This is a genomic window from Thalassotalea loyana (genome assembly GCF_030161435.1).
Lineage (GTDB): Bacteria > Pseudomonadota > Gammaproteobacteria > Enterobacterales > Alteromonadaceae > Thalassotalea_G > Thalassotalea_G loyana.
The window spans coordinates 223,905-237,218 of record NZ_BSSV01000007.1 but is presented as its reverse complement, the minus strand read 5'-3'; the positions used below and the strand labels follow the sequence as shown (position 1 = coordinate 237,218).

13 protein-coding genes are annotated in these 13,314 nt (G+C 40.0%); 10 read left to right on the top strand and 3 right to left on the bottom strand.

From position 1 onward, the window contains the following. Positions 1 to 38 precede the first annotated feature (38 nt). On the top strand, positions 39 to 278 hold the full coding sequence (locus QQK05_RS15495; protein ID WP_284300221.1) for a YdcH family protein: 240 nt from the start codon (positions 39 to 41) through the stop codon (positions 276 to 278). A 60-nt stretch (positions 279 to 338) separates the two neighbouring features. Here the strand turns inward: QQK05_RS15495 and QQK05_RS15490 are convergent, their stop codons facing one another. Next, positions 339 to 1,277, bottom strand: a complete 939-nt coding sequence (locus QQK05_RS15490) for a 2OG-Fe(II) oxygenase (RefSeq protein WP_284300219.1) — start codon at positions 1,275 to 1,277, stop codon at positions 339 to 341. Positions 1,278 to 1,619: 342 nt separating this feature from the next. Between QQK05_RS15490 and QQK05_RS15485 the strand changes: the two genes are divergently transcribed. The 4 genes from QQK05_RS15485 (at position 1,620) to QQK05_RS15470 (ending at position 4,884) form a co-directional block, all read left to right on the top strand. After that, positions 1,620 to 2,315: a cytochrome b/b6 domain-containing protein gene (locus QQK05_RS15485; protein WP_284300217.1), complete on the top strand. Its 696-nt coding sequence runs from the start codon at positions 1,620 to 1,622 to the stop codon at positions 2,313 to 2,315. A gap of 55 nt (positions 2,316 to 2,370) precedes the next feature. Further along, complete coding sequence (locus QQK05_RS15480; protein WP_284300215.1) at positions 2,371 to 2,838, top strand: c-type cytochrome; 468 nt, start codon at positions 2,371 to 2,373, stop codon at positions 2,836 to 2,838. A gap of 190 nt (positions 2,839 to 3,028) precedes the next feature. Then, positions 3,029 to 3,916 carry a helix-turn-helix domain-containing protein gene (locus QQK05_RS15475; RefSeq protein ID WP_284300213.1) on the top strand — a complete coding sequence of 296 codons (888 nt, stop codon included), beginning with the start codon at positions 3,029 to 3,031 and terminating at the stop codon, positions 3,914 to 3,916. Between the two features lie 104 nt (positions 3,917 to 4,020). After that, a complete protein-coding gene (locus QQK05_RS15470; protein WP_407704898.1) occupies positions 4,021 to 4,884 on the top strand; it encodes a nuclear transport factor 2 family protein in 864 nt (287 codons plus the stop codon). Between the two features lie 48 nt (positions 4,885 to 4,932). Here QQK05_RS15470 and QQK05_RS15465 read toward each other — a convergent pair whose 3' ends face one another. Further along, the gene (locus QQK05_RS15465; protein WP_284300212.1) at positions 4,933 to 5,625 is read right to left on the bottom strand and encodes a CPBP family intramembrane glutamic endopeptidase; all 693 of its coding nucleotides are present in this window, start codon (positions 5,623 to 5,625) and stop codon (positions 4,933 to 4,935) included. A gap of 225 nt (positions 5,626 to 5,850) precedes the next feature. Between QQK05_RS15465 and QQK05_RS15460 the strand changes: the two genes are divergently transcribed. From QQK05_RS15460 to QQK05_RS15445, 4 genes are all read left to right on the top strand, one after another. Continuing rightward, positions 5,851 to 7,257 (top strand): M20/M25/M40 family metallo-hydrolase, encoded by a 1,407-nt coding sequence (locus QQK05_RS15460; RefSeq protein ID WP_284300210.1) that lies wholly within the window; start codon positions 5,851 to 5,853, stop codon positions 7,255 to 7,257. A gap of 165 nt (positions 7,258 to 7,422) precedes the next feature. Next, positions 7,423 to 8,040 (top strand): LysE family translocator, encoded by a 618-nt coding sequence (locus tag QQK05_RS15455; protein ID WP_284300209.1) that lies wholly within the window; start codon positions 7,423 to 7,425, stop codon positions 8,038 to 8,040. Between the two features lie 42 nt (positions 8,041 to 8,082). Further along, positions 8,083 to 8,415 carry an outer membrane protein assembly factor BamB family protein gene (locus tag QQK05_RS15450; RefSeq protein WP_284300207.1) on the top strand — a complete coding sequence of 111 codons (333 nt, stop codon included), beginning with the start codon at positions 8,083 to 8,085 and terminating at the stop codon, positions 8,413 to 8,415. Beyond that, on the top strand, positions 8,416 to 8,619 hold the full coding sequence (locus tag QQK05_RS15445; protein WP_284300205.1) for a DUF1289 domain-containing protein: 204 nt from the start codon (positions 8,416 to 8,418) through the stop codon (positions 8,617 to 8,619). Here QQK05_RS15445 and QQK05_RS15440 read toward each other — a convergent pair. Beyond that, on the bottom strand, positions 8,578 to 9,726 hold the full coding sequence (locus QQK05_RS15440) for an acyltransferase family protein (RefSeq protein WP_284300203.1): 1,149 nt from the start codon (positions 9,724 to 9,726) through the stop codon (positions 8,578 to 8,580). The genes QQK05_RS15445 and QQK05_RS15440 overlap by 42 nt on opposite strands. 545 nt (positions 9,727 to 10,271) lie before the next feature. Between QQK05_RS15440 and QQK05_RS15435 the strand changes: the two genes are divergently transcribed. Then, positions 10,272 to 13,253 carry a TonB-dependent receptor gene (locus QQK05_RS15435; RefSeq protein ID WP_284300201.1) on the top strand — a complete coding sequence of 994 codons (2,982 nt, stop codon included), beginning with the start codon at positions 10,272 to 10,274 and terminating at the stop codon, positions 13,251 to 13,253. The last annotated feature ends 61 nt before the right edge of the window (positions 13,254 to 13,314 follow it).

Sequence of the window (13,314 nt, the reverse complement as noted above, 5' to 3'; positions counted from 1 at the left end):
TCTACCCCATTACGTTACAATGAATAAGTGAGATAATTATGTTAGGTGAAGACCATTCGTTAGTCTGTGATTTTCCACAATTTAAAGAAACCATAGACAAACTCAATCAAGAAAATGAATTGTTTGCGAGCAAAGCCGCAAGATATCATCAATTAGATGCAGAAATAAGATCGTTAGAAACAGCTAATTCACCAATTGGTGACAACGCGATACACCAATTAAAGCAAGAACGTGCTCAATTAAAAGACATGCTTTACCAGATGTTATTGAATGCTTAAAAACTTAACCAATAAAAAAGCCACAAACAATTATGTTTGTGGCTTTTTTGTCGATTTCAGTTAAAAAGGAGCGTACGCATCTTGCTCTTCGTTTGGTACAGTCCATCGTTGTTCGGGTGAAATATCCTCACCATTTTGATGATGAGGGATGGTCATGCCTTTACCGTATAACCACATCACAATATTCGATCGCTCTCCTTCGGTGATCGCTTGTGCTGCATGCGCAACATTACCACGGTGGATCATCGCCGTTCCAGGCTCAAAAACAAGTCGATTGACTCGACCTGATTGTGAATCATAAAAATCTACTTGCGAGCCTTTATAAGTCTCTCTTTGCAGGTTCATATTTATATTCATTGTCGCTGCAGACGCATCTGTGTGAAGACGTAGCGAAGTATCTACACCAGCTTGGTACTTAATCGAAAAGCCAAACGTTTGCGAGTCAAAACCATAAACTTCAGGCATCAATAAGCGTGCGATCGGGCGCATGTATTTATCATGAAGCATTTGATAAAACGCCTGAAAATTTGGTGCCGCTAAGTACCCTGTAGAACGTTTATCTAACATGCCACCAAAGCGATTTAACACAATGCCATATGGCGGTTTTAATGGAATCCCTGCATCTGATGCTTGATCAAAATAGTTACGTAGCTTCGCTATTTCTTCTACATCAAAAAATTGTGCTTTATAAACCCCTGGCGCTACTTCATGCCAAAGGTCTTTAACTGCCCCCTCTTTATTCGGGTTGACCCAAGCGCGATTAATCGCCTCACGCAATGATTTATCAATTAAAACTTCGTCTAGGTTGGGCAATTCATCATCTCGAGATGCTTCCCAGTGCTGCCATGCATTTTGCAGCAGGCCACTATTATTCTGCCAAAATCGATCAACAGTAGGTGCTCTTTCTAACATTTCCTTCCGAGAAGGAAATGTCAGCTCACGAGCTTGCTCAAGTGAAGATGACGCACGTTTTACGTCTGATGTGTTAGCTGTAGTCATGTAATACGCTCCATAAATGATCGTTGGCAGTATTGCCACAATCGTATAACGCAAACTTATTACACAACATTAACTAAATAAACTAGGCAAGTTAAAAATCAGAATTAACTTTATATTAATAATTAACTTCCTATTGACGGGCGGTCACTATGACGGCTTATGCAGTTCAGCATAGTCATTTTATCATTTACACAACTTTACACTGGATGACCATGTGACTCACGATAAGGAATTACACCTCTAAAATTGAGGTGTTTAACGCATTGTTTACATCCTACGGTTGAACAATAAGGGGTAAAGCGATATAACGGTTTGGATTATTTGTTGTATTGATTTTGTGGCATGAAAAAAGATTATTTAATTTGGGACCTACCCTTAAGATTATTCCATTGGCTACTCGTGTTAACTTTTGGCGCGCTTTGGTTAACAGCGGAGCTTGGTAGTGAATACATGGAATACCACATGTATTGCGGTTACTTCATGCTGTTTTTGCTTGGCTTTAGAGTGATTTGGGGGCTTGTTGGAACGACTCATGCAAAGTTTATTAACTTTTTTCCAACGTTATCACGTGTTAAAAATTACTTAGCCCCAAAATCGTCGAAAGAAAATAATAAAGTAGCGGGTCATAATCCGATGGGTGCAATAATGGTCTTCTTGATGTTGAGCTTATTACTTGCACAAGCTGTGAGCGGCTTATTTATTACTGATGACGTTTTTACATCAGGTCCTTACAATGGTGTGTTAGAAGGAGATTGGCAAAAGCTTGCTAATCGTGTGCATGATCTTGGCTTTACGCTGTTACAAGCGTTCGTCGCACTGCACGTTGCTGCCATCATTTTTTATAAAGTCGTGAAAAAAACTAATTTAGTCAAACCAATGTTTACAGGCAAAAAGTCATCAGAAGATGTCACCGAAGCATCGTCAATTAAGCACTCAAAGCTACTCATTGCATTGGTCGTTGCGGTATTGGTCGCCGTATTTATTTATTGGCTGGTAGTTGTCAACGCGCCAGTTATCGAAGAATATTATTACTATTAACAAATGTACTGCTAATAAAAGTACAGAAAAATTACTATTACAAAAAGGAAATGTTATGAAACGTACCGTCATTTCACTAGCACTAGCTGGTCTTGTTGCTTCAACATTCGCTATTGCACAACCAGCAGCTAATGAAAAACACGCTGGCTGGGCAACTAAAGTGCGCAAAGCTAACTTCACATTATTAGGTCACAACATGGGACCATTAGGTGGTATGTTAAAAGGCAAAGTTCCATTTAACGCTGAAGTTGTTAAAGAAAAATCAACAAACATCAATCAACTTGCAAAAATGATCGCAGATACGTCAAAAGTTGACACATCTAAGTTCAATGTTGATACCGAAGCTCTTCCGGCTATCTGGAAAGACAAAGATGACTACGCAGAGAAAATTAAAGCATTGGTGCTAGCTTCTGAACGTGTAAGCAAAATTGCATTAACAGGCTCTGAAGCAGACGTAAAAAAAGCCCTAGGTAAAATGGGTAAAACTTGTGGTTCATGTCACGACAGCTACAAGAAAGACTAATCATCACTCAATCTATGTAGGTGTTTAGTGCACACCTACAACTTAGTAAAGGAGCTTAACGGCTCCTTTTTTATTAGCTGCCTTCTCGTTTTTAGACAATAACCTAAGCGAAAAGCTTGCTTGCAGATCAAGCTATACGCTAACTTAAATAACCAGCGGCATGAACAACAAAAGTTAAACTCCTTGTACGATGAAAATACCTAACGTTAATTTTGACTACAACAAAACCAATAACGAAGAGTTTGAGATCTTTGATTTAGAAGACTTATATAGTCGTCAATATAGCCACAGTCATCCTGAAGTTCCTCACAAAGTAAAATTTTTCAATTTAATTTATGTGGCGAACGGTCACGGTAAGCACATGGTGGACTTTAAAGAATATCCATTTCAAGCAGGTAGCTTTATCTTTGTTCAGCGTGAACAAGTGCATGCATACGACTTTACAAACAAACCTAAAGGAAAAGTCATTTTATTTACGCAAGGATTTTTGGATAAAGTTCATGCGAACATGCGGTTGCCAAGATATACCCCAACCCATTTAAACAGCGAATATACGCCGAGCATCTTGCTTGATGAACATAATCACGACCGTTGCCAAGCGCTAATCAATCAAATATCAACCGAAGTCTGCGAGCCTAACTCTGACCCACTTATTATCATGTATTTGTTTTCAACATTATCATTACTTTTACACCGTTTAAGACCCGCGCTAAAAATTGATAAGTTATCGCAATCACAAAATATTAAGTTTGCTCGTTTTATCGAGTTGCTCTTCGAACGCTACCAGAGTGTCAGGGATGCAAACTGGTATGCACTTCAGATCAACACAACCTACAAAACACTAAATCACATCTGTAAATTAGCGACAGGGCTGACAACTAAGCAGCTAATAGATGCATATACGATTTTAGAATTAAAACGCATATTGCTCGTGAGTAGTGTTACCACTCAACAAATTGCATTTGATCACGGGTTTGAAGATGCAAGTAACTTTGTGAAGTATTTTAAAAACCACACGCAATTGACCCCAAGTCAATTTCGAAAACAATATCTTACAGCTAACTTAACCAAACAATAGGACTTGTAGGGTTCAAGATTTACCATTTTTCAGCCTAAATTCACTCTGCAACGTTTGCCATTGCTTCACTAAGATAGCACTTAGTGAATCAAGAGGAGAACGTAATGAAAAAATTGCTCTTTAAGCGCATTGCTCAGTCGACCATATTACTCGGCGCAATGTTCGCTTTATCAGCCGTTGCAGAGGAAAAAACAAACATGACACACACAGAAAAAGCCGTCGCACTCATTGAAAGCATTGAGACGGGTAACCCAGAACCTGTTAGTTACATAAACCCTAATAAATATATTCAACATAACTTAGCGGTAGCGGATGGCTTAGCCGGTTTTGGTGAAGTACTGAGTATGCTTCCTCCCGGTAGTGCCAAAGCAACAGTAAAACGTGCGTTTCAAGATGGCGAATTTGTTGTTCTGCATACCGAATACAATTTTTTCGGTCCAAAAGTGGGCTTCGATGTTTTTCGGTTTGAAAACAACAAAATAGTCGAACACTGGGATAATCTTCAGGAAATAGCACCCAAGAACCCAAGTGGTCGCACACAACTTGATGGACCAACTGAAATCCTTGATTTAGACAAAACACAAGCCAATAAAACCCTGGTTTCAAGCTTTGTTGACGCTATTCTAATCAAAGGAGAAATGGAAAAAATTAGCCTATATATCGGCCCAAATAAAGCTGATTATATTCAGCATAACCCAATGGTTGCAGACGGTTTATCTGGCTTAGGACAAGCATTGTCTGCACTTGCTGAGAAAGGCATGCCAATGATTTACAAGCGTAATCACAAGGTACTTGGCCAAGGTAACTTTGTTTTAGCTATCAGTGAAGGAGTGTTTCTCAACAACGACGTCGCATTTTATGATTTATTTCGAATAGATAACGGTAAGATTGTTGAACATTGGGACACCATTGAGAATATTCCTGAAAAGTCAGCATGGAAAAACAATAACGGAAAGTTTGGCTTTTAAGGTATTAATTGAAGAAATGACTATTTATTTAGTCATTTCTTCAATCCATCAATCGTTTGCTGATTTCCGCTTACGGTGCAAATACCAAGTGACAATCCCCGGTGCAACGACCGCTTGCAAAGAGAAAAAGAGTAAGGTCGCCCATTCACTACTATAATTCCCCTCACCTTGCTGAATTAGTAGTTGATTGCCAATTGGCCCCGATGAAAACACGATTGCAGTCACCAAGTTCCAACCTAAATGCAGGCCTACTGGGGCATATAATGACTTAGTCTTTGCAAACGCATACGCAAACATCCAGCCACCAGCGCCTGTGACTAAAAAGATATACGCCATTAAAATCAGGCGTGATCCAAAGATATCGTAACTAAACCAATGATATACGCCAAAAATGACCGAGCTAATTAAACAAGCCTTTACCACACCGAGTCGAGAAATGAGCAAATAGAGTAAAGCGCCTCTAAAGACAAGCTCTTCAAACATTACCGCTCTGAAGACCCAAAAAGTCCCGTTTAGTAACTCCCAGCTGGTGTAATCAGGATTTAGAGAATAGCTGATGCCTTTTAGGTCTGCTTGCCATACAAAATTAATCACTGCGATAGATGCCATGAAAAACATCCCTGCAAAAAACTCGACTAACCTTTGCTTTGTCGGCAATAAGCCAATGGCCTCTATTGACTCACCTTTTAATTTAACAAGTAAAAACCAAGAAATAATAAAGACAACAAACAAACCTGCCATAGTGTTATTTTACGCTTTTATATTATCGTTATGTAGGTAATGACAAGCTAACACAGAAAGTAAAGCGTTTACAAAACGTCCAAGTAATATCAAGTCTAACAGCTAACTGAAACTTTCAATCGATTCATCGCAGTAATAGCAAAAACATTGGCGTAAATGATTGGAAAGATTTAAGATTTGCGGACCAACATGTACCCCAAAACATATTTCACTCATGGAGCAATAATGAAATTATTCAATAGTGTGATACTGAGCACTTTCTTATCGGTAATAAGTATGCCGCTGTTCGCTGACGAGTCACCCATCACGCCTGAACAAAAGGCAACGGCTCAACAATTGATGGCATCTGCGCTCAAAAGCGATCTTGGATTTAATATCGTCGAATCATTAACAACAGAAATAGGTCCGCGATTAGGTGGGTCTGAAGCCGAGAAGCGAGCACGTGACTGGGGTGTAAAGTTAGGTAACGAATTAGGTTTTGATAAAGCATGGATTGAAGAGTTTACCATGCCGTTTTGGGATCGTGGCCATTTACATATCGCATTAACATCACCATACAACCAAGCACTATACGGTTCTGCTTTGGGCGGCGCGGCGCCGAGCAAAAAAGAAATCAATGCTCCTATCGTATACTTTAGAGATATTCACGCGCTAACAGCCATTGAAGATGGCACATTGCAGGGCAAAGTCGCCTTTGTCGACGGTGAGCCTATGGTCAAAAGCCAAACAGGTGCGGGCTATGGTCCATCTAATCAAAAACGTCGCATCGGTTGGCAACATGCAGAAAGAGGTGGTGCAAGCGCATTAATTATTCGCTCTGTAGGTTCTGATTCTCACCGTTTTCCGCACACAGGCATGATGAGCAAAAACGGCGATAAGTGGGCAAAAATTCCCGTAATAGCGATTTCTAACCCTGATGCAGATCATTTACGTCGTTTGCATAATTTAGACAAACCACTTGCGATTTCTCTTCACTCAGGCTCTGATTGGCAGGGTGATGTAACCAGTGGTAACGTTATTTTAGATATTATTGGTAGTGAAAAGCCTGAAGAAATTGTTTTGATTGGTGGTCACTTAGATAGTTGGGATCTTGGTACCGGTGCTGTAGATGATGGTGCAGGTATCGCAATTACAACAGCAGCTGCGAAGTTAATTGCTAACTTACCAAAACGCCCAAAACGCACGATTAGAGTGGTTATGTTTGGTGCAGAGGAAGTCGGTTTATTGGGCGCGTTTGCCTATGCGAAAAAACATGAAGGCAACTTGCAAAATCACGTATTAGCGACCGAATCTGACTTTGGTGCCAGAAATATTTGGCGTATTGAATCGTTTGTTAACCCACAAGCGACGAAATTAGTTGATGAGATTGCCAAAATAATCGCACCATTAGGTATCGTGCGCGGTGGTTCTGATGTAAAAGGTGGTGGACCAGATATTATTCCATTGGCAAACAAAGGTGTTCCAACGATTCGCCTTAATCAAGAAGGAACTGACTATTTCGATTTGCATCACACGCCAGATGACACATTAGATAAGATCATTCCAGAAGAGCTGGCACAAAATGTTGCCGCATATGCAGCGACTATTTACCTTATTGCCGATACCGATATCGATTTAAAAGCTAAACGATAGCCAACCAAATGCACTGATAAAAAGAAGGCCATTCGCGCCTTCTTTTTTTATTTCTTCTCACACTCATTTTTTGTTTCATTGCAACGTTAATTAATTTAGCGTTAGTCGTTTCAATTTACTGTGAAACCTGTACAATCGCCGCGATTTTTTCATCGTGTAGTTGTCATGGATTTTTCTCAGTATTTCGTTTATCTCACCATTTCTATTGTTGCCTCGGTCAGTGTTGGCCCCTCTGTTATTCTTGCTGCGAGTAATGGTATTAATTTCGGCCGGAAAAAAGCACTTGCAGGTGTACTAGGTCACGTATTTGCTATTTTTTTTTTAGCGATAATTTCGGCAACAGGGGTTGGCGCCTTGCTTCTAGCCTCCCCTATCATCTTTCAAATAATTAAAGCGATCGGCGTCGTTTATTTGCTCTATGTTGGTATCCAGATAATACGTAGTAAAGGGAGTTGGGCATTTCAAGTAGATGCTAGCAAATCGCCCTCTCGGTTCGCATTATTTAGAAAAAGCTTTCTGATCGCCATTAGTAACCCAAAGGCAATTGTATTCTTTAGCTCATTATTTCCACAATTTATTGCAACCAATAAACCCTTACTACCTCAATTTTTACTATTAGCAAGTACCAGCCTATTAAACGCATTTGCGTTTACCTTCGGCTACGTGCTGATCGCATATAAGTTTAAAGAGCGCCTGCTCGATGGCATCAACAAAGGCTGGTTGCCAAAACTTACTGGTAGCATATTCTTGTTTTTTGCAGGTGCATTAGCAATTAATCGCTAACCTGAGTACTATGACAAGGTTTTAATAAAAAAGGAGTTTACTATGTCTCAACTCTATTTAGGCATTAATGGTCATGTTGTTTGTATTAACAAAAAAACCGGTGAGGAGATTTGGAAAACCAAACTAAAGTCTTCCCAATTAACTAACGTCTGCTATGAAGATGGTTTCGTTTACGCCTATAGTTCAGGGCACTTATTTTGTGTAAATGCACAAACCGGTGAAATAGCATGGACAAACAAATTACCAGGTTTAGGGTATGGCTACTGTATCATCGCTACGGAAAGTCAAAATGACGTTGTTACCAATGCAAGCGTATCATCACAAGCAGCTACAGCCGCTGCTGGTGCCGGGGCGGCCGCCGCTGCAGCTTCATAAATGTTGAAATCCGAAGCACATAGCCCATGCATTAATAATTGTTGCTTAAACGAGCACGATATTTGTATGGGCTGTTATAGAAGCATCGAGGAAATTTGCCAATGGCGCTCTCTTACGAGAGAGGAAAAAAGCGCCGTTTATCAAAAAATAGTGGTGCGAAAATCAGAGCTTGATAAAGATTTTCCTCTGATAAAGAAAATATAATATCGCCCATTGAACACTGACTAATGCTATAACCATCAATAAGCTTTGCCACGCTTGAGGCATAGCATCAATTAAACCACCAAACAAACTGCTTGCGACATACTGCCAATCAATCAATGCACTCGCTAAATAAACCACGATTGCATTCATACCAATAACACTAAGTCCTTTTCCAAGCGAGTTACTACCAACTTTATCGAACAAATAGTGAAAAATAACGAAAAGCAAAATACTGTAGCCAATAGTCACGATTGCAAAAGTACTCGTCCATAAGGTTTTATTAATAGGTTGCACGGCCGACAACCCATACCCCAAAATAAGTGCGAATAAACCATAAAATATCAACATTAAACCGTAAGGTCTCTGTTGGGTGTACCTTTGGATAAAGAAGCGACCAACAAAAACACCGGCAAGTGCGTTAGCAATTGATCCCAGATTAGATAATATTCCTTCAGGATCAACATTCGCATTTTGATAGGTAGCACCAGGTAATAAGGTTTGGTCAAACCATATGTTAAGTGCCCGTTGAGCGGAATAGTCACCACCGCCGTACTGCCCAATGACAACAAACTCTAGTATTAGCCAGTAACCGAGTAGCAATCCAACCAGAACGATGTGTTGAGTTCGACAAGAGCAATACCATACCAACAAGGTAGCTATACTTCCGGCAATTCCAATACGCGCTAGTACACTAGCAAAACGAATTTGGTCGAAATTTGCTGGGATTCCATGCCCCCAAGCATGGTTGTATACAACACCTAGTATGCATAACAGTACCAGACGCTTTGCTAGCTTTGCTTTCATTACAACCTGCTTTTCTTTTGGCAGCGTATTTAGTGACTGTCCTGTTAAACCAATAGACAAGCCAGAAAGAAAAATAAATAGAGGGAAAATAAGGTCATATGCAGTGATACCATGCCATTGACTATGCAGCATTTGCTGTTCTAACTGGGTGAAAACCGGCCACGCGGTTAAAGCGAATAGCCCAGCAAAAATACCTTGAGCGCCCAAAATCCATATCATATCAAACCCACGCAAAGCATCGATTGATACGATTCTCGCGCGATTCTTAATGGAGTGTTCTTTATTAAAATGGCTTTCTTCCATAACCACGACCTAAATTAAATTGAATGTAGTGCCACCAAAATGACAGCGATGTCATTTTGATTTCTAATAAGATAACAGTCAAGTAAAAAACACAGTTATTGATTGCTCATGGCCTATCTTCCTGATGAGAAAATCTATACTGGCCAAATTATTGGTTCACGAAGAATTAATGCATAAGCTAAGATGGTTAGTTTCTTTTGTTGAAAGCGCTTTCTTGCTCAGATTTTTATACCTTTAAAATTTGTTTAAAAAATTGCTAATTTTATCCACCACTTAAAAAGCACAAATTAAAGCAATAAATTTCAACAACTTAAACAAACATAATTGAGTTGTAATTTAATAACTAAGTAATAAAATGTATAGAAAAACGTCAATAACTTGAAAATATTGTTGACTGAATTTTTTTTTTAAACTAGCTTAATGTAAGCGCTTTCAATAAAAACTATGAAATTGAAGGGTCTGTCGATTTTTTTTAAATAAAAATGTAAGCGCTTACAAACATTCATTTTAATAAGAATGATCTACGAGAGCATCGAGGGAATAACATGAATTATAAAAAGTTTAACAAAACAAAGTTAGCGTCCAGCTTATCTTTGATTTTGGGTGCTAGTATCGCTTCGCCAGCAATGGCTGAAGAAGAAGCTGCACAAGAAATTGAAGTTATCGAGGTTACTGGCATTAGAGGCAGTATGATAAAGTCAATGGATTTGAAGCGTGCATCATCAGGCGTGATGGATGCGATATCTGCCGAAGACATTGGTAAATTTCCAGACACTAACCTTGCTGAATCTTTACAGCGTATCTCAGGTGTATCAATTGACCGTTCAAACGGTGAAGGTAACTCTGTAACGGTACGTGGTTTTGCCCCTGATCGTAACTTAGTTATGTTAAACGGTCGCCAATTGCCTACAACCAACGGTTCACGTTCATTTGATTTCGCTAACGTAGCATCAGAGGGTGTAAGTGGCGTTGAAGTTTACAAAACGTCTGAAGCTAAGATTCCAACGGGTGGTATTGGTGCGTCAATCAATGTTTTGACATCAAAACCACTTGACCACGATGGTCGTAAAGCAAGCTTTGGTATGAAGTTAATGGATGATAGCTCAGCCCAAGATGGTAGCATCACTCCTGAATTATCTGGCATTTACTCTGAAACATTTAATGACGGTAAGTTTGGTGTTTCAATCAACGCAAGTTATGCAGAACGTGAAAGTGGTAACCAACAAGCATTAGTGGGTACAGGTTGGCGTTCATTTACAGGTGAAACTGACCAAGATTGGAGTGGTTCAAACGCAGCTTGGGGTGGTGTTCCTCAAGAAAACCAAGTTAACCGTCCAGGCGCAGGTGATATTTACTCTGTACCACAAACAACAATTTACAAGTTCGAAGAGCAACAACGTACTCGTTTAAACTCTCAACTTGTTATGCAATACCGTCCAACAGATGACTTCACAGCTACTGTAGATTGGACATACTATGAAACAGAAATTGATCGTCAATTTAACGATGTTTCTGCATGGTACACTTTCGCTCCGTCAGAAAACGTATGGACTGATGGTCCGGTATCTTCACCGTTATTATACTCTGAAGATTACATTGCAACTGGTGCCGGCCTTCAAGATTACTCAATGGCTGCATCAAAGTCAGCAACTCGCGACGAGATGAATTCATTTGGTATTAACTTAGAGTGGCAATTAGCGGCTAATTTCCGCCTTGAGTTAGACCATCACAGTTCAGACGCAGAGCGCACACCGAACAGCCCTCATGGTTCTAGCAACACATTATCAACAGCAGCGTTTATTCGTGAAGCTGCTGCTACAGACTTCACTGGCGAGTTACCTATTTTAGCGGTTCGTGGTTCTTCAAACGTTCAACCGTCTGATATGCGTGTAACTGGTAGCGTATTCTCCAACGCTGAAGACTATTCTGAAATTGACCAAACACAATTGAGCGGTAGCTACATTTTTGATGAAATAGGTAGCATCGACTTTGGTGTGATGTTAATGACATCAAGCAAGCACTCAAAACAAGTTAACGTTCAACGTAATGACTGGGGTGGTGTTGGTGCAGAAGGTGACTTTGATGATTCATTCTTCCCTGCAGCAAGCATTCAAGACCGATTTGATGATGTTAGTGGTGGTAACTTTGCAGATTTTGATGGTAGTTATGAAATCGCTGATCGCTTCTTTATGTGGGACTTCGAAGCAGTACGTGACATAGCAGCACAGTTATACACGCCTGATTCATTCCCAGCAGGCACCGTAATTGGTGACTGTGGTAATATGTTTTGCCCTTCTACAAATTACGCCGCTGGCACGGATCGTTACGTAGAAGAAGAAATTACATCTGTATACTTCCAATACAATTATGAAGGTGAATTCGGCGATATGCCATACGATGTTCACCTTGGTTTCCGATACGAACAAACTGAAGTTGAATCAACATCTGCTGTGCCTGAGTACAACGGCACATTATGGGTAGGTGATACAGAAATCGAATTAGTTGGTACTGGTGGTTTTGAATACCAAACTAAGACAGGTAAGTATGACCACATTCTGCCTAGTATTAATTTCAACTTAGAAGTTACGGAAGATATTATTGTTCGTGCAGCATATTCAGAAACCATTGGTCGTCCTTGGTACGGTGACTTACAAGGTGGTACTGTTTTGGGTACGTTAGCTAACCGTCTAAATGGTAGTGGTTCTTCTGGTAACCCTGATTTATTACCTCTGGAGTCGACAAACTGGGACTTCTCATTTGAGTGGTACTATGCTGAAGGTAGTTACGCATCAATCGCTTACTTCGATAAAACAGTTAAGAATAACATCGACCCGAATACAGTTGAGTATACTTTTGCTGATTTATTCAACCCTTCTAATGGGCCTAAATCAAATGAAGCAATTGGCGCTGTAGGTAGTGACGCAGGTAACATTCGTGAATACATCTTTGATAATTTCGAAGACGGTGTAACAGTTTACGAAGAGAACGGCGTTATTAAGATTGCTGGTGTGCCAGAAGATGAGTTATTAAACTTCTTAATCAACGAACCACAAAATAGCTCAGAAGAACAAGGTTATGACGGTATGGAATTCACCGTTCAGCACTTAATCGGTGAGTCGGGTTTCGGTTTCATGGCTAACTATACACTAGTTAATACAGATAATGAGTTTGATAACTTTGTATTAGATGCACAAGTGGCAGAAACTAACATCAGTGACACAGCTAACTTTATCGCATTCTACGATAGAGATGGTTTCCAAGCGCGTATCGCGTATAACTGGCGTGATGACTTCTTAGCCGCTACAGGTACTGATACGGGTGCAAACCCTGTGTATACACAAGACTACCAACAAGTTGATTTCAACATGAGTTATGATATTCCTCAAGTTGAAGGCTTAACGGTATTCTTCGAAGGTATCAACATTACTAATGAGTACACTCGCCAATATGGCCGTGCAACTCAACAAGTAATCAATGTGACTCAACAAGGTGCTCGTTACGCCTTAGGTGCACGTTACAACTTCTAACAATAGGTTCGACGACACTATTGTTGTATAGAAGCAAGAGCCGCTAAATATCCCCCCATTT